Here is a 20,293-nt window from a genome sequence, read left to right as displayed (position 1 = left end):
CTCCACCGGGAGTGCGGTGGAGCCGGCTGTCGTGTTGGTGCCGGGCGTTGTCATCGGTCCACCCGTACGGCCGCACCGGCGAGTTGGTCGGACAGCTGGCGGATGTCCGCCTCGACCATGATTCCGGCGAGCTCCCGCGACCTCACGACCGGTTTCCAGCCGAGCAGTTCCTCGGCCTTGGTGGCGTCCCCGATCAACGCGTCGACCTCGCTGGGGCGTTCGTACTTGGCGTCGTAGCGGACGTGCTCGCGCCAGTCCAGGCCCGCGTGTGCGAAGGCGTACTCCAGGAACTGCCGGACGCTGACGCCCTCGCCGGTGGCGACCACGTAGTCGTCCGGGTCGTCGCACTGGAGCATCCGCCACATCGCCTCGACGTACTCGGGGGCGTACCCCCAGTCGCGTACGGCATCGAGGTTGCCCAGGTGGAGATGGGTCTGCAGGCCCGCCTTGATCCTGGCCACCCCGCGGGTGATCTTCCGGGTCACGAAGGTCTCGCCGCGGCGCGGGGACTCGTGGTTGAAGAGGATCCCGTTGACCGCGAACATGCCGTACGCCTCACGGTAGTTGACGGTGGACCAGTACGAGTAGACCTTGGCGACGCTGTAGGGGCTCCGCGGATGGAACGGGGTCCGTTCGTTCTGCGGCGGCGGGTTGGCGCCGAACATCTCGGACGACGAGGCCTGATAGACCCGGGTGTCGATCCCGCTCGCGCGGACCGCCTCCAGCAGCCGGATGGTGCCGAGCCCGGTGACGTCACCCGTGTACAGCGGGGCGTCGAACGAGACGCGGACATGCGACTGCGCGCCCAGGTTGTAGACCTCGTCCGGCCGGATGTCGCGCAGCAGATTCACCAGCGCGACACCGTCGGCGAGGTCGGCATGGTGCAGCAGAAACGAACGGTTCTCCTCCTCGGGCCCCTGGTAGATGTGGTCTATGCGTTCGGTGTTGAAGCTCGACGAGCGGCGTATCAGTCCATGGACCGTGTACCCCTTGTCGAGCAGCAGCTCGGACAGATAGGAACCGTCCTGTCCGGTCACGCCGGTAATGAGCGCGGTCTTCGCCACGACTCCCCCCTTCTCCGGTCATCTGAGTGGCTGTTGTTCCGCACCGAATACTCCTCGCCGAAATATCTGAATTGAGCTGTTTGCGGTAAAACATCACCACGGGCTGCGGGTGCTGGCAGAATCCGGCCCATGACGACTGATCTCCCCGGCCCGCCCCAGGAATCCGTCCGCCCCCTCCTGCGATCCGGTGCCCGCGTCTTCGTCGCGGGCCACCGCGGCCTGGTCGGCTCGGCGCTGGTGCGCCGCCTCGCCGCCGAGGGGCACGAGGTGATCACCCGCGATCGCGCACACCTCGATCTGCGCGACGCGGAGCGGACCGGGGCGTTTCTCCGCGGGGCCCGTCCGGACGCCGTGGTGCTGGCCGCCGCCAAGGTCGGCGGGATCATGGCCAACAGCACCTACCCGGTGCAGTTCCTCGAGGACAATCTGCGCATCCAGCTGAGTGTCGTCGCCGGCGCGCACGAGGCCGGGGTCGAGCGGCTGCTCTTCCTCGGCTCGTCCTGCATCTACCCCCGGCTCGCCCCGCAGCCGATCCCCGAAAGTGCCCTGCTCACCGGCGCGTTGGAGCCGACCAACGAGGCCTACGCGCTGGCCAAGATCGCCGGAATCGTGCAGACCCGATCCTACCGACGGCAGTACGGCGCCTCGTACATCAGCGCCATGCCCACCAACCTCTACGGTCCGGGCGACAACTTCGACCTGGAGACCTCGCACGTCCTGCCCGCATTGATCCGCCGCTTCCACGAGGCGCGCCGGGACGGCTCGTCGGCGGTGACGCTGTGGGGTTCGGGGAGCCCGCGCCGGGAATTCCTGCACGTCGACGACCTGGCCGCCGCGTGCCTTCTGCTGCTGGAGCGCTACGACGGTGACGATCCGGTCAACATCGGCTGCGGAGCGGACCTGACGATCAGTGAACTCGCCGAGACCGTGAGGGATGTGACGGAATTTCAGGGTCACGTCGAATGGGACACGACGAAGCCCGACGGCACCCCGCGCAAGCTGCTCGACGTCTCCCGGCTCACCGCGCTCGGTTTCGCACCGCGGATCGCGCTGCGTGACGGGATCGCCGAGACCTACGCCTGGTGGCTGGAACAGCGGACCGCACAGCTCTGAATGGGCCCGAAGGACCGACCGGAACGGCCCGGACACGCGCGGCGTGGGCCTCGGCACCCTTCCCATCGATGGGCCGCCGCTCTCAGTAGGCCCCGCGGCCGTCGGTGACGGCGCGCAGCGTACGGGCCATGAGTCCCATGTCCGTGGCCACCGACCAGTTGTCGACGTACCACAGATCCAGCGAGACCGTCTCCTGCCAGGACAGGTCCGAGCGGCCGCTGACCTGCCACAGGCCGGTCAGTCCCGGCTTCACCGCGAGCCGCCGCAGCTCGCGTTCGTCGTAGCGGGACACCTCCTCCGGCAGCGGAGGGCGTGGACCGACCAGTGACATCTCGCCACGGAGCACATTGAGGAGTTGCGGGAGCTCGTCGAGGGAGGTCCGGCGCAGCAGCCGGCCGATTCCCGTGACCCGGGGATCGCGGCGCATCTTGAACATCGGGCCGTCGGCCTCGTTCGCGGCGACGAGCCGTTCCCGACGGCTCTCGGCGTCGGCCACCATGGTGCGGAACTTCCACATCGTGAATGGCCGGTTGTGCTTCCCGTGGCGGGTCTGGCGGTGGAACACCGGCCCGTCCGAGCCGAGCCGTACCGCCGCCCCGATCAGGACCAGCAGGGGCGCCAGGGTCAGCAGGCCGAGGGCGGCTCCGGCCCGGTCCACGACGGCCTTCAGGGCCGGCTGCGGCCCCCGGCGCAGCGGTGGCGCGATATGGAGCAGGGTGAGCCCGGCCGCGGCGGTGGGCCGCACCCGGCCGGCCGCGATGCCCGAGAGCTCCGACAGCACGGACAGCGGGAGCCCGCCGTCGTGCAGCCCCCAGGAGAGCCGGCGCAGCCGCTCCCCGGAGAGCCGCGGCCCGGGAACCACCAGCGCCAGGTCCGCGTGCTGGGCGAAGGCCCCGCCCAGCACGGTCGACGCATCGTCGTCGGCGGGCGCCGGCGCGAGCCGGCCCGGCACCGGAATCCCGCAATCCAAGGGCACCGTCCCCACCGGGACCGCGGCCACGACCGCGTACGGATGGTCCGTACGGGACGCGAGCAGCCGCACGGCGCGCTCCACTCCGGGAGCCTCGCCGACCACCAGCACCCGCCGGGCCGTCCGCCGCCGGCGCCCCGGCCACGGCAGCCGCCGCAGTGCCTGCGCCGCGATCCCCGCAGGCAGGCCGGGCAGCAGGGCCACGACCGCCGTCGCGGGACCGGTCGGATCGCCGGTCACGGTGGACAGCACGGCGAGCACCCCTATGAGCAGCAGCCAGTCGGCGGTCGTGCTCAGCGCCCCCGGCGGTCCGCCCGGATGCCGGTCCGAGTACCGGCCGCGCATGGCCCGCAGGCCGGACCACATCAGCGCGGCCAGGACGACCGCCGCGGTCACCGAGGTGCGGGACTGCCCGTCGGCGCGGAGCAGGAACCAGGCCGGCGCCCCGAGGCCGAGGAGTTCGGCCCCGACGACGACCGGTATGCACCGGGCCGGCCTTCTCTTCCCGGTGGCCGGTCCACCACGTTCGCGCTGTGCACTCGGCGCCCTCCACAGCTCGTCGAGTTCGTTGCCGCGAGGCCGGTTCGCGACAGACCGTGGTCGTGGCGCCCCCGCCAGTCCCACGAGCGCTGATCTGTCCGAATCGGGTAGCTCGACATGCCCCATGAACCCCCCAGTCACAGTTGCATCGTCACAAACGGGGCGCATCCGCCGATCTCATGGCCTGACGGATGCGCCCTCGCTCGGTGCACGATATCCACACACGTGCCATTTCGCTGGAGTTCTCGTGAAGTTCAGACATGCACACTGGCTCGGATCTCGTCCCGTTCCGCGCCGGATCTCTGGGTCTGTGGGTAAGTGTTGGCATTTGGAATGCACCTGAATCGGGTTGTGTGCGGACATGTACGCCGGCAACTGCTCGGCCCGTCCACCAGGTTCATCCGCGACGACGTGCTGTCGGGAGACCTTCCCCGGCCAACAAACGAGTGAGCGGACGAATGGTGACGGCCGGTGGCCGGATCTTTTCGGTGTGATCCGCCGACGCGGAGAGCCGCTGAGCGGTGATGACGGTGGGACGTGTGGGGCTCAGGGGTTGTCGAGTTCGTCCTCGGGCCGGGACGGCCACGCGGCGGCCGCCCTGCCGGGCGCCAGATGGTCCACCACGTCGGCCAGTTCCTCGCAGGCGCGCTCGATCCTCTCCCGGATGTTGCTCTGCTCGGTCACGACCGCCGCGAGCAGCAGCGCGGTCAGAGCCACACAGCCGTTGAACACGGCGAGGTGGACCATCACATGCAGGATGCTCTGGCCCTCGAACGGCCCCACGCCCTGCGTTCCCGCGACCGCGGCCAGGACCGAGAGCAAAAAGGCACAGGGCGCGCTCCCCGCCAGCTGGAAGCGCAGCGCCGCCCAGATGAGCAGTGGGAACGCCAGGTAGATCATCGCCAGAGAGCTCCGCGTGGCCACCAGCGAGATCAGGACGGAAGCGATCAGCAGCGTGCCCGCCTCGATCCACCGGTCGGTGGCCCGCGGCAGCCGCAGCCTGCGCAGCACCAGCAGCAGAGGAGTGACCACGAGTACCCCCATCGCGTCCCCCGACCACCACGCGGCCCAGACCGGCCAGAACCCGCTCAGGGGCAGTTTGCCGTCCAGCAGCAGCATGCCCGTGCCCACGGTCGCGCTGATGGACATCCCTGCCAGAGCACCGAGGAAGACCAGCAGGACCCCGTCGCGCAGCCGGTCCAGCCGGCTGCGGAACCCGGCCCTGCGGAGTATGAGGTACGCGCAGACGGGGGCCGCGGTGTTGCCCGCCACGACGGCGAAGGTGGAGGGCGTGACCGAGCCACTGAGCGTGGCGACGACGAGAAGGGAGCCCAGCGCGATGCCGGGCCAGGCGACCGGGCCCAGGTAGATCAGGGCGCCGAGCGCGATGCCCGTCGGTGGCCAGAGCGGTGTGACGACCGCACCGTGGACGGACACCTCCCGGATGAGACCGAGCCCTCCCGCCGCGTAGTAGGCAGCGGCGACGGCCAGGACACGCAGTACGGCCACGGCCGTACGTCTGGTTCTCTCGCTGCGGATCACACATCTCATCAGACACCGCCCGGACGGGTGGCGGCTGTTTGACACGCTCGGGACCTGCCCGGCGGATCAGGAACGGCCGGTGGCGGGCCCGTGGCGCACCACGAGGACGGCGGCGTCGTCCTGGTGCCCGGTCTGCTCCGCCGCCCGGAGTACCGCGTCGGCCAGCTCGTCGGCGTCGGCGCCGACCCGGGCGCGCACCAGCCGGGTCACCGCGTCCAGACCCCGGTCGATCGGGAAGGAGGGCCCCTCCACCACCCCGTCCGTGACCAGCACGAACGCCCCCGGGGCCGTGAGCTGCCGCCGGGTGACCGGATACGCCTCGCCCGCCTGGATCCCCAGGGGCAGCCCGCCCTCGTCGCTGGTCACTCCGGCACGCCCGTCGGCCGTGGCCCACACCGCGGCGACATGCCCGGCACGGGCGCTGTGCAGCTCCCGGGACTCCGGGTCGAGGCGGACGAACGTACAGGTGGCGAAGAGGCCCGAGCCCGCCGAGACCAGCAGGTCGTTGGTACGACCCACGACCTCGCCGGGGTCCGTGGCGGTCGCGGCGATCGCCCGCATGGCGATGCGGACCTGGCCCATGAACGCGGCTGCCTCGACGTCATGGCCCTGTACGTCCCCGATGGCGAAGGCCAGCGCACCGTCCGGCAGCACGAATCCGTCGTACCAGTCGCCGCCGATGTCGAGACCGCTGCGGGCCGGTGTGTACCGGGCGGCCGTCTGGAGCCCGGGGCGGGCGGGCAGCGTCGCGGGGAGCATCTCGCGCTGGAGCACCTCGGCCAGTTCCACCCGCGCCTGATGGAGCTCCACCTGGCGGCGGGCCCGGGAGGTGAGCTGCTGCAGGGTGGTGAGCAGCTCCTCGGCGCTCGCCGAACGGGGAGGACGACGCCGGTTCATGGGCCGCTCCGCACTGCGTTCGTCCGCGCGGCGCACCGCGGGGCCTGCCGCGGCGGCGCCTGCCGGGGTGCCGACGGACCGGATCCCGGTGCGACGGCCGGGCGTCGCCCGCCTTCGGTGGAATTCGACATCCCGCATCCTATTTCGGCGGTGTGATCCCCGCAGGACGAGCCGAAGCGCGCGAACCCGCGCGGGCGGGTGGATCCTGGTGACAGGACCGCGTCGAGGCGGCGCATCGCGACCGGACGCGGTCGCAGGAGGTGCGCGATGACCCGCACGCTGGAGTGGGAACTCCGCCTCGGTCTGACCGAGGACGACGGGACGACCAGGGCGGAGGCGGTGCTGGACACCGGCACCGCGAAGCTCACCGGACACGGGGTCGCCCGTTGCAACCCGCAGGACGTGGACGTACCCGTGATCGGCGACGAACTCGCGGCGAGCCGCGCCATGAAGGATGTCGCCGCACAGCTGATGAAGGCCGCCGACGAGGAACTCGAGACCGTCGGTGCCGGACCGGCGAGCGGCCCCGTGGCCCCGCCCTACGCATGGTCCGACACCACGGCCTGATCCCCGGGAGCGGCTGTGACCCGTATATCGATGACGGTGGACGGCACACGGTACGAGGACGAGACCGAGCCCCGGCTGCTGCTGGTCCACCACCTCAGCGACCGGCCGGGCCTCACGGGTACTCCCGTCGGCTGCGACACCGGCAACTGCGGGGCCTGCGCCGTCGAGCTCGACGGCGAAAGCGTCAAGAGCTGCTCCGTACTGGCCGTCCAGACCGGCGGCGGTGAGGTGACGACCGTCCAGGGCCTCGCCCGCGACGGCGAGTGGACACCGCTGCGGACCGATTTCCACGAGCAGTACGCGCTGCAGTGCGGCTACTGCACGCCCGGCATGATCATGGCCGCCCGGGACCTGCTCAGGGAGAACCCCGACCCCACGCCCGAGGAGATCCGCCACGGGCTGGAGGGCAACCTCTGCCGCTGCACCGGCTACCAGAACATCGTGCGCGCCGTCCTGGCGGCAGCCGCCGAGGAGCGCCGCCGCAGGGCCCCCGCGCCCCCGCCCGCGGACACCGCCCGGGCGGCCGGGCAGCGGCCCGCGGCCCCGCCGGACACCGCCCGGCAGGAGGCACGGACATGACCGGCCCGGCCGCCACCGAGAAGCCGCGCCCCGAGGCCGGCCGCTCCCGGACCCGCAAGGAGGACGCCCGGCTCGTCACCGGCCGCACCGCCTGGACCGACAACATCTCCGTGCCGGGCCCGCCGCACCTGGCGATCCTGCGCAGCCCCATGGTCCACGCCCGGATCGACCGCGTGGACGTGTCACCCGCGCTGGAACGGCCGGGGGCGATCGCCGCCTTCACCGGCCGTGACCTGGCCGGTGAACCGGGCCCCGTGCCGTGCGTGTGGCCGGTGACCGAGGACATCGTCATGCCCGACCACCCGGCCGTCGCCGTCGACGAGGTGCGGTACGCCGGAGAACCCGTCGCTGCGTCGACGACATCGGGAAGGTGATCAACCCGATGATCGTCCAGAGCCAGATCCACGGCGGTGTCGCCCAGGGCCGGGCGATCGTCGGAGTCGCGGCGCTCGTACGGCGCGACGACGGCCACATCGCCGAGGCCCGCATCGGCCTGACCGACATGGGCACCACACCTCTGCGCGCCCGCGCGACCGAGGAAGCCCTCACCGGTGCGGAGGCCGGCCCGGACGCGGTGGCGCACGCCGCCGGAGCGGCGGCGCAGGGCACCCGCCCCGCCACGGATCTCTCCGCTACACCCGAGTGCCGCGCACAGCTCGCCCGGGTGCTGACCCGGCGCGCGGTGCCGGCCGCGGCCGGGACGGAGTGAGCGGTGACCGGACCGGTGGCCGGAACGGTCACGACGCACGGAACGGCCGGGCCGTACGACGGACCGGCCGGGCTGCGCGCCCGCCCGAAGAGAACGGGCCACCTCGTCGACGAAGGGCTCGCCATCGCCTGCTTCCTGGCACCGCGGCCGCGCCGGCCGCTCCTCTGCGAGGGCGACACGGGCGTGGGCCGGACCGCATTCGCCCCGGCCCTCGCCGCGGTCGTACCCGACCGCAGCGGTGGCACCCGGCTCGGCGGGATGCCGCGCGCCTTCCCCGGCCGGCGGGGGCAGCGCTTCTGCGCACGGGGAGCGGTGGTGGTCGTCCTCTCCTACGGCTGGGAGCGCACGGACCCCGCACCGCTCGCCGCCCGGATGCGCCGGTCGGCGCACCGCGTGGCCCGGACCAACCCCCGTGAGACGCGGCCCGGTCACGCGCCGCTCGCGGCGGGCGTGGCGGCGGCACCTGCGCACGGGGACGCGTTCGTCGAGGGGCACGGCCCGGCGGCCCCGGAGCGGCCGGTCGCAGGGGTGCGGGGGGAGGCCTTCGATGCGTGAGATCCTGCCGGTCCTCGGCCGCTGGTACGCCGCCGGCGAGCCGTTCGGGCTCGCCACCGTCGTCGCGGTCAGCCGCAGCGCGCCGCGCGGCCCCGGCGCGGCGATGGCGGTGGGCCCGGACGACGAGGTCGTGGGCAGCGTCTCCGGCGGCTGCGTCGAGGCCGCGGTCTTCGAACTGGCCAAGGAGGTCGTGGAGAGCGGCCGGGCCCGGCTGGAGACCTTCGGATACAGCGACGAGGACGCCTTCGCCGTGGGACTCACCTGCGGCGGCGAGATCACCCTCCTGGTGCGCCCGGTGACGGCGGCGGACGATCCCGCCTTCGGCGAGGTCGCCGCCGCGGTCGCCGGGCACCGTCCGGTGGTGGTCGCCACCGTGACCGACGGACCCGCCCCGCGCGGCGCCGCTCTCGCGGTCCGGCCGGAAGCCGTTGCGGGGTCACTGGGCGCGAGCGGCCTCGACGCCGCGGTGACCGCCGACGCACGCGGTGAACTCGCCCAGGGAGCAACGGGGTTGCGGCACTACGGCGCGAACGGCGAACGGCGCGAGGACGACGTCGCCGTGTTCCTCCAGTCGTTCGCCCCGCCGCCCAGGATGCTGGTCTTCGGCGCGATCGACTTCGCGGCGGCGGTGGCCCGGATCGGCGCGTTCCTCGGATACCGGGTCACCGTCTGCGACGCCCGCCCCGCCTTCGCCGACCCCCGCCGCTTCCCCGACGGCGCGGAGGTCGTCGTCGACTGGCCGCACCGCTATCTGCGCGACACGGAGACCGACGGGCGGACCGTGCTGTGCGTACTCACCCACGACCCCAAGTTCGACGTCCCGCTGCTGGAGGTGGCGCTGCGCACCCCGGCCGCGTACATCGGTGTGATGGGCAGCCGCCGGACCCACGAGGACCGCATGGCCCGGCTGCGCGGGACGGGTCTGCGCGAAGCCGAACTGGCCCGGCTGCGATCCCCCATCGGCCTCGACATCGGGGCGCGCACCCCGGAGGAGGTGGCCGTCTCCATCGCCGCGGAGATCGTGGCCCTGCGCTGGGGCGGCACGGGCAGCCCGCTCACGGACACGGCCGGGGCGATCCACCGCCCGCGGCCGGGATCCGGATGACCGAGCGGGCCCCATGACCCCGCGGTCCCCGTGACCGCTGTGATGAGCGAGAGGAGCGGACCATGCAGCTGCGGAACTCATTCACCGTGCCGGTCCCGGTCGACGAGGCCTGGCGGGCACTGCTCGACATCGAACACGTCTCGCAGTGCATGCCGGGCGCGACCGTGGAGGAGTTCGACGGCGACACCGTCAAGGGCTCCGTGAAGGTGCGGGTGGGCCCGATCGCCGTGACGTACCGGGGCACGGCGACCTTCCTGGAGAAGGACGACGCCGCCCACCGCATGGTCCTGTCCGCCCGGGGCGACGAGGTCCGGGGCCAGGGCACGGCGAGCGCGACGGTGGCCGCCGTGCTGACCGGCGGCGACGGCGGGACGACCGTCTCGGTGACCACCGACCTCACCGTCACCGGACGGCCCGCCCAGTTCGGCCGCGGCGTCATCAGCGACGTGAGCGACGGACTCGTCGGCCGGTTCGCGGACTGTCTCGCGCAGCAACTCCCGGCCGCGGAACCGTCCGCACCGGCGCAGCCCGCCGCCGGCACGGCGGACACCGCGCCGACCGGCGGGGCCGAGCCGATCGGCCTGCTGCGCACGGCGGGCGGAACGGTGGGCAGGCGCGTCGCAGCGGCGGCGGCCGTGACCGCACTCGCCGTGCTGGGAGCGCTGCTCGCCCGGCGCTGCTGTCGCTGCGGCGGAGCGTGCCGCACGTGTCATGCCCGGTGACCGTCGCCGGAGCCGTAGCGTTGCGTACGGAAGCCACCGCTTCCGCGCTGCCGGTCCGGGGCGTGGCGACACCATGTCACGGGGGACACCATGTGCTGGAGTGCGAACGCCGACCTCGCCGCCGGCACGGGCATCGCCGCCATGGGGGTGGTGTGCGTCGCCCGGACGCGCCGGGTGCGTGATCTTCCGCTCGCGGCGCTGCCGCTGCTGCTCGGCGCCCACCAGATCATCGAGTCCCAGATCTGGCGCTCGGGTGGCGGCACCGGCCCCGCTGTCCTCGCCTGGGCGGTCATCGCCCTGCCGCTGCTGCCGTTGTGGATCCCGCTCGGCGTGCTGTGCGCCGCCCCGCCCCGCGCCCGGCGCCGCCTGCTCGTCCCCCTCACGGCCGGAGTCGCGACCGCCGCCCTGCTCGCGTACTGCCTGGCGACCCGACCGGTGACCGCCGAGATCCGGGGCCACACCCTCGGCTACGCGCTCGACGTCCCCCGCTCCGGACCGCTGGTCGCCGGGTATCTCCTGGCCACGGTCGGCGCCCTGCTCCTGTCCGGGGACCGGCTGCTGAGAGCGCTCGGGGTGCTGGCCGCCGTCGGGGCCGTCGTCTGTGCGGCACTGTGGCGTCTGGAATTCGTCTCGACCTGGTGCGCCTTCGCCGCGGTGTGCTCGGTGATCCTGCTGTGCCGGACCCGCTCCGGCCCTGCGACCGGCCCCGCGAGCCCGGCATGATCCGGACGGGAGGCCCTAGACCTGCCGGGGCAGGCCGATCGGGTTGGGGAACGGCAGCAGCTCTGCCCCCAGCACCTGCCGGGCCGGCAGCTCCAGGGCGGCGAGCAGTTCGTCCGCCGCGCTCTCGGCGAGGGGACGCAGCAGCCGGGCCGCCAGCCGGTCGGTGGTGTCCTCGACGAGCTCCCGTTCCCGGTTGCCGCGTGGAGTGATGCCCGACTCCGCGTCGATCAGGCCCCGCGAGCGGAGCCGCTCCTCGGCGTCCGCCCACTCCGCCTCGGTCCAGCCGCGGTCGAGCCGGATGCCCTCGCGCGGGACGCGGTCAGTGGCGGCGGCGAGGACGAGCGCCTCGGGCGCGTCGAGTCCGTGGTCGGCGAGGGCCGCGACATGTGCGTCGCCCCGGAACTCCCGCAGCGCGGTGGTGAGTTGCCAGAGGTTCTCCACCGGATCGGTGCGGTCGCACAGCGCACGGTTCGCGCTGAACAGCGGACGGGCGAGCGGCGAGGCGTCCGCCACCATCGCGGCGAGCGGCGGATTGAGCCGGCCGGCGAGGGAGTCGACTCCGGGAACCAGGCGGCGCAGCGCACGGGCGGCGAGCCGGGCGCGCAGGTCGATCAGCTTCTCGGGGGTGACGAGCCGCCACGCGTCGGGCAGTGTGCGGGCCACCATGCCCGGTGCGAAGACCCCCAGCACGGCGGTGGCGGCCTCGGGCCCGATGCGTCCCATCGGGGCCGTACGGGTGACGAAGTACCCCATCCAGAAGCCCTTGAGGCCGACGGACTTCCCGATGCCCCGGCACTCCTCGTCGAAGTAGATCACTGCGTGGAGGGGTTCGGTGCGCAGCCAGAGCGTGCGGGGTCTCGACTCCATGGGGCCAACCTAACCCGCTCCCCGGCCCACGGCGACGGGCGGGCCCGGGCCGCCGCGCGACCCGGGCCCGCCCGCACGGCTCAGCCGCCGGTGCCGAAGTGCCGCTCCACGATCGCCGTCGCGTCGGTGCCGCGCGGCAGGACGCCGTACTGGTGACCGCGTGCCTCGCCGAGCCGTGCGGCCACGAACGCCTCGGCCGAGGCCGCGGGGGCGTGACGGAGCATCAGCGAGGCCTGCAGGGCCAGCGCCATGCCTTCGACCGAGGCCCGGGCCCGGGTCTGCGCCGTGAGCGGGTCGCGCAGGTCCTCGGCGAGTTCCCGGCGCACCCGGCGGATGTGTGCGTCCAGTACGGGGCTGGCGCCGGCCGTGGTCTCCAGCTCGGCCCAGAAGGCGTCCAGCGACTGCGGTGTCTTTCCGATGCCGCGCAGCACATCGAGGGCGATGACGTTGCCGGACCCCTCCCACACCGCCATCACCGGCTGCTCGCGGTAGCGCCGGGCGAGTGGCCAGTCCTCGGTGTAGCCGTTGCCGCCCAGGCACTCCAGCGCCTCGTAGGCGTGGTGCGGGCCGCGCTTGCAGATCCAGTACTTGGCCACCGCGGTGGCCAGCCGGCGGAACATCTCCCCGGACTCGCCGCTGCCGCTCTCGTAGGCATGGGCCAGCCGCAGCGAGGTCCAGGTCGCGGCCTCCGTCTCCAGCGCGAGGTCGGCGAGGACCGCCGTCATGGCCGGCTGATCGGCCAGCCGGGCACCGAAGGCGCTGCGGTGCCGTGCGTGCCAGATCGCCTCCGACACCGACTGGCGCATGCCGGCGGTGGTGCCGAGCACACAGTCGAGCCGGGTGTGGTCGACCATCTCGATGATGGTCGGGACACCCCGGCCGGGCTCGCCGACCCGTACCGCCCACGTGCCGTCGAACTCCACCTCGGAGGAGGCGTTCGACTTGTTGCCGAGCTTGTTCTTCAGCCGCTGGATGCGGACGGAGTTGCGGGTGCCGTCGGCCAGAACCCGCGGTACGAGGAAACAGGTGAGCCCGGCCCCGGCCTGGGCCAGCACCAGGAAGGCGTCCGACTGCGGGGCGGAGAAGAACCACTTGTGGCCGGTCAGCAGATGCGCCCGGCCCTCGGGGTCGGAGGCCAGCGGGACGGCCCGCGTGGTGTTGGCGCGTACGTCGGAGCCGCCCTGCTTCTCCGTCATCCCCATGCCGAAGGTGAGACCGGACTTCTCGGCCGGGGCGATCAGGCGGGGGTCGTACGAGCGGCTGAGCAGTCCCGGCAGCCAGTCCCGGCCCACCTCCGGATCGCGCTGCAGCACCGGGACCACGGCGTGCGACATGGACATCGGGCAGCCGTGGCCGGGTTCGATCTGGGTGAAGAGCATGAACGAAGCGGCCCGCGCCACCGCCGCCCCGGGCTTCGGGTCGGCCCAGCCCGCGGTGTGCGCGCCATGGCTCACGGCCGCGCCGATGATCTCGTGGTACGCGGGGTGGAAGTCGATCTCGTCGACGCGGTTGCCGTACCGGTCGTGGGTGCGCAGGGCGGGCGGCGAGGTGTGGGCGAGCTCGGTGGCGGTCTGGAAGCGCCCGGAGCCGACCAGGGTGCCGATCTCGTGCAGCTCAGGTTCGTGCCAGGCCGCGCCGAAGGTACGGACGGCCTCGGCGAGCGGGAGGTTGGTGCCGTACTCGTCGAGGTCCTTCCGGGGCGGTGCCTGGTTGGTCACCTCGTGGGTGGGGTGCGGTGCGGGGGCCCCGGGCGGCAGGTCGGTCGGGTGCTGAGCGACGGTCATGGTGGGGGGTCCTGTCCTGTGCTGGGTCGACGGCCGGGGGAAAACGGGGCGGGCGGCTCGTGTTCAGGCGCCTGGGGCGCCGACCGCTCTGAGGCACAGCGTGGTGATGTTCTCCACGACCGGTTCCGGATCGGTTCGCGCGCCGACCGGCGACAGCGGGCCGAGCAGTGCCTCGCCGACTGCCCCGATCACGGCGGCCGCTGACAACTGGGCGTTCTGCGATGGCAGTTCACCTGCGGATATACCGGCGACGATGACCGTCTCGGCGAGGAGGTGATAGCCGCGCCGGTAGGTGAGCCGCTCCTCCTCGACGAGTGGGTCGACCGGCTCTGCCAGCAGCGCCCAGGCCGTACGGGGGCTGCGCAGCGCGCGGTACGAGAAGACCTCGACGAGCGCCCGCAGCTGTTCGCCGGCGCCGCTGTGCGCCCGCACCGCCTCCCGTACGGCGCTGAGCTCATGGCCCGCCACATGCCGGAAGACCGCGGCCAGCAGCTCCTGCTTGGAGGAGAAGTGGTTGTACACGCTCCCGGTGGCGATGCCGGCCCTCCGGGCGAGCGCGGAGATGCTGGCCGCCGGGTATCCGCCCTCGGCGAGCAGCTCCCGCGCCGCGTCGAGCAGTCGTTCGCGATGGGCGAGCCGGGTCGCCTCCGTGCGGGCGGTGGGCCGGTAGGCCATGGTCTGAACCTCGATTCATATCTTCTGTTGTTCAGCCAACCACTGTTGCTCTCCGGGTGCAATGGCCGTAGCGGAATTCGTCCCGCCGGTTCAGGGGCCGTCGGCGGCGGGCCCGAGCTCCTGCTCGGTCCACAGGGTCTTGCCGTCGGTGCCGTACCGGATGCCCCAGTGGGCGGCGAGCTGGGAGACGATGAACAGTCCGCGCCCGCCCTCGTCGATGGTGCGGGCATGGCGCAGATGGGGTGCGACCGGGCTGCTGTCATGGACTTCGCAGGTGAGCGTGCGGTCCAGGATCAGGCGCAGGCGCAGGGGAGGGGTGCCGTAGCGCACCGCGTTGGTGACCAGTTCGCTCACGATGAGTTCGGTCGCCTCGATCGTCTCCTCGTCGAGGTGCCAGCCGTCGAGCCGGTCGCGCACGAGTGTGCGGGCGATGCCGGGCGTGGTCCGGTCCTGGGACAGCTCCCAGGCCGCGACCCGGTCCGGCGGGACCACGCCGATGCGGGCGAGGAGCAGGGCGGCGCCTCCGGGATGGGCGTCGGCCGGGAGGTGGTAGACCACGTCGTCGCACAGGTCCTGCAGGCTGCGACCGGGGCCGGCCGGCTCCTCGCGCGGGCCCGTCGAGTGGCGGCCGGCGGGCATGGGGGCGCCGGAGAAGAACGCCAGGACGCTGCCCTCGCCGAGTTCGAAGGTGGCCGTCGCGAAGGGGGCGCTGTCGCCGGAGAAGAGCCGGGGACCCTCGGGGACGTCCAGGGGCGTCGTGGTGCCGTCGGATGCCATCAGGGCCGGTGTCGCGTCCCCCGCCCGTGCGATGGTGCAGGTGCCGGAGAACGGGTCGTGGACGGCGTACATGCAGGTGGCCGTCAGCGACTGCCCGAGCAGCCGGTCCGCGGGCGGCAGCGCCGCCCGGTCCCTGGCGAGGCGGGCGGCGGTGTCGGCCAGCCGGGCGAGCACCTCGTCGGGTTCCAGGTCGAGTCCGGCCAGCGCGTGGAGGGCGGTCCGCAGCTGGCCCATGGTGATGGCCGTCTGGAGCCCCGGCCCCTCGACGGCGCCGACGACCAGGGCGGTACGGGCGCCGGAGAGGCCGATGGTGTCGAACCAGGAGCCGCTGTTGCGCCCGGGCAGCAGGACATGGGCGGTCTCCACGGCGGCGTGGTCGCTGTCGCGCTGCGGAAGGAGCCGGCGCTGAACCGTCGAGGCGATCACATGGTCGCGCTCGTACTGCCGTGCGTTGTCGATGCTCAGGGCGACATGGGCGGCGGCCGTCAGCGTCAGCGGGAGGTCGTTCTCCTCGAAGGGCTCGGCATCCCGGCACCGGTAGAAACTGACCAGGCCGAGGACCGCACCGTGCAGCTTCAGCGGAACCACGATCATGGAGTGCGCCCGGATCGCCTCGATCAGCCGTGCGCTGCCGGGGGCCGTGCCGAGCCAGGGTGTCCGGGCGGTGATCCGGACCAGCCGGGGCCGCAGATCCGACACCGCCAGGGCGTAGGGCGTACGGGCGGGCAGCCGGCGCATCTCTCCGACGAGGCCGTCCCGGTGACCGTCGGCACCGAGCCCCCGAAGGGCGGCGCGGCGCAACGGGACATCGTGCCCCAGTGGCCCCGGCGGCGGATCCGCCCCCCGCAGCACCTCGTCCACCACCTCGACGACGGCGAAGTCGGCGAACACCGGAACCACGGATTCGACGAGGCCCTCGCAGGTGGCGGCCACATCGAGCGACCTGCCCACCCGGGTGCGCACCGCGGTCAGGCACGCCGCCCGGGTGCGCGCCTTCTCCTGCTCGTCGACATCGACGACCGTGGCCAGCAGGCCGAGCTTCTGCCCCCGTGTGTCGTCCATCCGGTAGACGGACACCCTGAGACTGTGATCGGGGCCGGGCATGTCCACGAGCCGGCCGCGTACCACGCGGTCGCGCACGGCCACCCCGCTGTCCAGCACTTCGCGCAGCACGCGCTCCGCCTCGTGCGGCCTCTCCAGCCGGTACACGTCGGTGAAGTACTGCCCGACGAGGTTCTCCGCGGCAACCGTGTCGGTGAGGACGTTCGCCCGGATCACCCGCAGCCGCGCGTCCAGAACATGCAGCCCCACGGCGGACTGGGCGAACAGGGTGCGCAGGATCGCCGACGCCATCCCGTCGGCCCCTCCCGGCGCGGGGACCGGTGCACCGGCGTCCGACACGGATTCACCCCCATCAGGCTCCGCCCCCTGCCCGGATCGGCAGGTAGGGAAAGCGTCGGCGCGCCGTGCGGACTCCGCCACCGGAGGGACGCCGGACGGGTGAACCGCCGCCGGCCCGGCGTGCTCCGGGCGCGACCGCCACCCGCGTGCCCCTGGCCCGACTCCCGTACTTCGGCCGGGGTTCACCGGATGGTTCCGGAATCAAGGAATCCTCCTGGAGGCGGCCCCGCGGTCCGGCCCCGGACCGCTGCCGCACCGCACGAAGGAGAACGACGCGTCATGTCCCACCCCGTGCCCGAATGGGCCGACCCCCAGGTTCCCGCGGAGTCGCTCGACCCCCAGGGACTCAGCCGCCGAGGCCTGATGCGCCGTGCCGGGCTGTTCGGCGCGGCCTTCGCCGCCGCCTCGCTGCCGCTGCCCGCGGTGGCCGACAGCCGGGCAGGCCGGTCCCACGGGCAGGGTCACGCCCCGGACCTGGTCTATCTGGTCGGCGACCACCACAACCACTCCGTGTACAGCCACGACGCCAAGTACACGTTCTCCCAACTCGCATCGGCAGGACAGAAGTTCGGCCTCGACTGGATGGTCTTCACCGAGCACAGCAACATCGGCCACGCCGAGTTCGGCGCCGCGCGGGAGCACCGGGAGATCCTCAGGGCCCGTGCCGACAACAAGCGCATGCTGATCTTCCAGGGGCTGGAGTGGTACATCCCCGGGGCCGAGCACTGCACCGTCTTCTCACCGCCCGGCCGGCACGAGGTCGACCTCCTCACCCGCTTCGAGGAGGCCTTCGACGGCAAGCTGCTCGGTTACACGGCCGGTGCCCCGACGCACCCCGACACCCCGCGGAACGAGGCCCACGCGGTCAAGGCCCTCAAGTGGCTGGCCGAACAGCGCCGCACCCGCTACGTCGACGACGTACTCGTCCTCGCCAACCACCCCATGCGCCTCGGCATCGACTCCCCGCACGAGATGCGCGGCTGGCGCGACGCCGCCCCCGAGATCATGATCGGCATGGAGGGCGCCCCCGGTGCCCAGGCCGGGGCGATACCGGGCTGGCACCCGGACACCAACGTCCGCGGCGAGTACAGCAATTCACCGTCCGCCGACTCCTGGCCCGGCTACCCGCGCGAGGCCTACGTCACCTACGGCGGATTCGACTGGGCCACCGCGACCGTCGGCGGCCTGTGGGACGCGATGCTGGCGGAGGGCAAGCTCTTCACGATCACCTCCAACTCCGATGTCCACCGCGTCGCCCAGGACACCTGGGTCAACGGCGCGTGGCCGCCCGGCCGGGACTTCGACAACACCGGCCGCCTCCCCGACCCGTACAACACCACCGAACCGCAGCCCGGCGGCGATTTCTGGCCCGGCCAGTTCAGCCGTACCCACGTCGGCGTCACCCGGTACGGCTACCGGAACGTGATGGAAGGGCTGCGGGCCGGCCGGGTCTGGGTCGACCACGGCCACCTCGTCGACGGCATCGACGTCAAGGTGCGCGGCGAGCACGGCAACAGCGCCACGCTCGGCGGCCGGCTGCGCGCCCGGCGCGGCGAGCGGCTCACCCTCACCGTCACGGTGACCGCCGCGTCCCGCCGCAACCCCTACGGTGTGCTGCCGCGCCTGGAGCACGTCGACGTCATCCGCGGCGCGGTCCGCGGCCCGGCCGCCGACCGCGACGACTGGCGCGCCCCCGACACCCGGCTCGCCCACACCGCCGATGTCTCCGGACGCCGCGGCACGTACACCCTGCGCATCCCGGTCGGCCGCGCTGACGAGCCGTTCTATCTGCGGCTGCGCGGCAGCGACGGCAAGCGCCACGGCAAGGGGTTCCTCGGCGCGGCGATCGACCCGCACGGCCCGCTGCCGCACGAACCGGGCCAGGGGAATCCGTGGCTGGACACCTGGTTCTACACCAACCCGGTCTTCGTGGACGTCGTGCGCTGAGCCCGCGCGAACGGCCGGGGCGGCCCGGAGACCGCCCCGGCCGGGCTCAGGACTCCAGCGCCGCGGAGACCACGGCCCTGGCCTCCTCCTGCACCCGGCCCAGATGGCCGGCGCCCAGGAACGACTCCGCGTAGATCTTGTACACGTCCTCGGTGCCGGAGGGGCGCGCGGCGAACCAGGCGTTCTCGGTGGTCACCTTGATGCCGCCGATCGGCGCTCCGTTGCCGGGCGCCTCGGTCAGCACGGCCGTGACCGGCTCACCGGCCAGCGTGTCGGCGGTGACCTGCTCGGGGGAGAGGCGCGCGAGGACCGCCTTCTGCTCGCGGTCGGCGGGAGCGTCGATCCGGGCGTACGCGGGCTCACCGAACCGGGCGGTGAGCGCCGCGTAGTGCTCGGACGGGGACTTGCCCGTCACCGCGAGGATCTCCGAGGCCAGCAGCGCCAGGAGGATGCCGTCCTTGTCGGTCGTCCACACCGAACCGTCGCGGCGCAGGAACGAGGCCCCGGCGGACTCCTCGCCGCCGAACCCGAGCGAACCGTCGACCAGACCGTCCACGAACCACTTGAAGCCGACCGGCACTTCGACCAGCTCACGGCCGAGACCCGCGGCGACCCGGTCGATCATGCCCGACGAGACCAGCGTCTTGCCGACCCCCGCGGAGGCCGGCCACTGCTCGCGGTGGGCGTACAGGTAGTCGATGGCGACGGCGAGATAGTGGTTCGGGTTCATCAGCCCGGCGTCCGGGGTCACGATGCCGTGCCGGTCGGCGTCGGCGTCGTTCCCGGTCGCGATCTGGAAGCGATCCCGCTGCCCGATCAGCGAGGCCATCGCGTACGGCGACGAGCAGTCCATCCGGATCTTCCCGTCCCAGTCCAGCGTCATGAACCGCCAGGTGGGGTCGGTCAGCGGATTGACCACCGTCAGATCGAGCCGGTGCTCCTCGGCGATCCGGCCCCAGTACGCGACCGACGCGCCGCCCAACGGGTCGGCGCCGATGCGCACCCCGGCCGTGCGGATCGCGTCCAGGTCGAGCACGGACGGCAGGTCGGCCACGTACGTGCCGAGGAAGTCGTACGTCCCGGTGGTCGACGCCGCCCGTGCACGGGCGTACGGCAGCCGGCGCACGTCCTTCATCCCGCCCGCGATGATCTCGTTGGCCCGCTCCTGGATCCAGCCGGTGGCATCGGACCCGGCAGGACCGCCGTTCGGCGGGTTGTACTTGAACCCGCCGTCGCCGGGCGGGTTGTGGGACGGAGTGACCACCACACCGTCGGCGAGGTGCCCCTTGTGGCCCCGGTTGTGGCCGAGGACGGCGTGCGAGACCGCCGGGGTCGGGGTGTAGCCGTCGGCCGGATCGATGAGCACCGTCACGTCGTTGGCGGCGAACACCTCGACGGCGGTGATCCGGGCCGGCTCCGACAACGCGTGGGTGTCGGCGCCGAGGAAGAGCGGCCCGTCCGTGCCCCGGCGCGCCCGGTACTCGCTGATGGCCTGGCTGGTGGCGGCGATGTGGTCCTCGTTGAACGCGGTGGCCGTCGACGACCCGCGGTGACCGGAGGTGCCGAACGCCACCCGCTGGTCCGGCTCGGCCGGGTCCGGGTGCAATGTGTAGTACGCCGTCACCAGCCGGGCCACATCGATGAGATCCTCCGGCCGGGCCGGCTGTCCAGCTCGTTCGTGCGGCATCTGCCACTCCTCCGTGTCGGTCGCTGCGATCTTCCCCCGCCACATTTTCGCGGGTGGCCCGCACCGCTT

Annotated in this window: 18 protein-coding genes and 1 pseudogene; 10 read left to right on the top strand and 9 right to left on the bottom strand. The window is 72.9% G+C overall.

The genetic code is table 11. The features are described from left to right. Nucleotides 1–50: 50 nt before the first annotated feature. On the bottom strand, nucleotides 51–1,064 hold the full coding sequence (gene gmd, locus ACWCPY_RS13520) for a GDP-mannose 4,6-dehydratase (RefSeq protein ID WP_451264441.1): 1,014 nt from the start codon (nucleotides 1,062–1,064) through the stop codon (nucleotides 51–53). A 129-nt stretch (nucleotides 1,065–1,193) separates the two neighbouring features. Here gmd and ACWCPY_RS13515 point away from each other — a divergent pair, with 129 nt between their 5' ends. Further along, complete coding sequence (locus tag ACWCPY_RS13515) at nucleotides 1,194–2,177, top strand: GDP-L-fucose synthase family protein (protein WP_451264440.1); 984 nt, start codon at nucleotides 1,194–1,196, stop codon at nucleotides 2,175–2,177. An 82-nt stretch (nucleotides 2,178–2,259) separates the two neighbouring features. Here the strand turns inward: ACWCPY_RS13515 and ACWCPY_RS13510 are convergent, their stop codons facing one another. The 3 genes from ACWCPY_RS13510 to ACWCPY_RS13500 all read right to left on the bottom strand — a co-directional run bounded on the left by ACWCPY_RS13510 (nucleotide 2,260) and on the right by ACWCPY_RS13500 (nucleotide 6,126). After that, a complete protein-coding gene (locus tag ACWCPY_RS13510; RefSeq protein WP_451264439.1) occupies nucleotides 2,260–3,771 on the bottom strand; it encodes a sugar transferase in 1,512 nt (503 codons plus the stop codon). A 462-nt stretch (nucleotides 3,772–4,233) separates the two neighbouring features. Next, nucleotides 4,234–5,229, bottom strand: a complete 996-nt coding sequence (locus tag ACWCPY_RS13505; protein WP_451264438.1) for an MASE1 domain-containing protein — start codon at nucleotides 5,227–5,229, stop codon at nucleotides 4,234–4,236. A gap of 66 nt (nucleotides 5,230–5,295) precedes the next feature. Then, complete coding sequence (locus ACWCPY_RS13500) at nucleotides 5,296–6,126, bottom strand: PP2C family protein-serine/threonine phosphatase (protein ID WP_451264437.1); 831 nt, start codon at nucleotides 6,124–6,126, stop codon at nucleotides 5,296–5,298. Between the two features lie 267 nt (nucleotides 6,127–6,393). Between ACWCPY_RS13500 and ACWCPY_RS13495 the strand changes: the two genes are divergently transcribed. The 8 genes and pseudogenes from ACWCPY_RS13495 to ACWCPY_RS13460 all read left to right on the top strand — a co-directional run bounded on the left by ACWCPY_RS13495 (nucleotide 6,394) and on the right by ACWCPY_RS13460 (nucleotide 11,086). Further along, nucleotides 6,394–6,693, top strand: a complete 300-nt coding sequence (locus ACWCPY_RS13495; protein WP_451264436.1) for a DUF1876 domain-containing protein — start codon at nucleotides 6,394–6,396, stop codon at nucleotides 6,691–6,693. 15 nt (nucleotides 6,694–6,708) lie between these two features. Next, nucleotides 6,709–7,272, top strand: a complete 564-nt coding sequence (locus ACWCPY_RS13490) for a (2Fe-2S)-binding protein (RefSeq protein ID WP_451264435.1) — start codon at nucleotides 6,709–6,711, stop codon at nucleotides 7,270–7,272. After that, a pseudogene (locus ACWCPY_RS13485) lies at nucleotides 7,269–7,643 on the top strand (xanthine dehydrogenase family protein molybdopterin-binding subunit); the annotation flags it as partial. The gene ACWCPY_RS13490 and the pseudogene ACWCPY_RS13485, both read left to right, overlap by 4 nt. 11 nt (nucleotides 7,644–7,654) lie before the next feature. Beyond that, entirely contained in the window at nucleotides 7,655–7,981 is a 327-nt protein-coding gene (locus tag ACWCPY_RS13480; RefSeq protein WP_451264434.1) for a hypothetical protein, read from the top strand. Between the two features lie 3 nt (nucleotides 7,982–7,984). Further along, nucleotides 7,985–8,536, top strand: a complete 552-nt coding sequence (locus tag ACWCPY_RS13475) for a VWA domain-containing protein (RefSeq protein ID WP_451264433.1) — start codon at nucleotides 7,985–7,987, stop codon at nucleotides 8,534–8,536. Further along, on the top strand, nucleotides 8,529–9,641 hold the full coding sequence (locus ACWCPY_RS13470; RefSeq protein WP_451264432.1) for an XdhC family protein: 1,113 nt from the start codon (nucleotides 8,529–8,531) through the stop codon (nucleotides 9,639–9,641). Before ACWCPY_RS13475 ends, ACWCPY_RS13470 begins: the two co-directional genes overlap by 8 nt. 62 nt (nucleotides 9,642–9,703) lie before the next feature. Continuing rightward, entirely contained in the window at nucleotides 9,704–10,363 is a 660-nt protein-coding gene (locus tag ACWCPY_RS13465) for an SRPBCC family protein (protein WP_451264431.1), read from the top strand. Nucleotides 10,364–10,453: 90 nt separating this feature from the next. Next, complete coding sequence (locus tag ACWCPY_RS13460; RefSeq protein ID WP_451264430.1) at nucleotides 10,454–11,086, top strand: DUF6629 family protein; 633 nt, start codon at nucleotides 10,454–10,456, stop codon at nucleotides 11,084–11,086. A 15-nt stretch (nucleotides 11,087–11,101) separates the two neighbouring features. Here ACWCPY_RS13460 and ACWCPY_RS13455 read toward each other — a convergent pair whose 3' ends face one another. The 4 genes from ACWCPY_RS13455 to ACWCPY_RS13440 all read right to left on the bottom strand — a co-directional run bounded on the left by ACWCPY_RS13455 (nucleotide 11,102) and on the right by ACWCPY_RS13440 (nucleotide 16,542). Next, nucleotides 11,102–11,953, bottom strand: coding sequence for an SCO6745 family protein (locus ACWCPY_RS13455; RefSeq protein ID WP_451264429.1), 852 nt, complete (start codon nucleotides 11,951–11,953; stop codon nucleotides 11,102–11,104). A gap of 80 nt (nucleotides 11,954–12,033) precedes the next feature. After that, entirely contained in the window at nucleotides 12,034–13,737 is a 1,704-nt protein-coding gene (locus ACWCPY_RS13450) for an acyl-CoA dehydrogenase family protein (protein ID WP_451264428.1), read from the bottom strand. A gap of 63 nt (nucleotides 13,738–13,800) precedes the next feature. Then, nucleotides 13,801–14,412, bottom strand: coding sequence for a TetR/AcrR family transcriptional regulator (locus ACWCPY_RS13445; protein ID WP_451264427.1), 612 nt, complete (start codon nucleotides 14,410–14,412; stop codon nucleotides 13,801–13,803). 90 nt (nucleotides 14,413–14,502) lie between these two features. Further along, a complete protein-coding gene (locus ACWCPY_RS13440) occupies nucleotides 14,503–16,542 on the bottom strand; it encodes a SpoIIE family protein phosphatase (protein WP_451264426.1) in 2,040 nt (679 codons plus the stop codon). 327 nt (nucleotides 16,543–16,869) lie between these two features. Here ACWCPY_RS13440 and ACWCPY_RS13435 point away from each other — a divergent pair, with 327 nt between their 5' ends. Further along, entirely contained in the window at nucleotides 16,870–18,537 is a 1,668-nt protein-coding gene (locus ACWCPY_RS13435) for a PHP domain-containing protein (RefSeq protein ID WP_451264425.1), read from the top strand. 46 nt (nucleotides 18,538–18,583) lie between these two features. Here the strand turns inward: ACWCPY_RS13435 and pgm are convergent, their stop codons facing one another. Further along, nucleotides 18,584–20,224, bottom strand: a complete 1,641-nt coding sequence (pgm, locus tag ACWCPY_RS13430; RefSeq protein ID WP_451264424.1) for a phosphoglucomutase (alpha-D-glucose-1,6-bisphosphate-dependent) — start codon at nucleotides 20,222–20,224, stop codon at nucleotides 18,584–18,586. Between the last annotated feature and the right edge of the window lie 69 nt (nucleotides 20,225–20,293).

The sequence above is a fragment of the Streptomyces sp. NPDC002403 genome (genome assembly GCF_053593015.1).
Note: the sequence above shows the minus strand (reverse complement) of the source record. Positions and strands in the feature narration are given on the sequence as shown.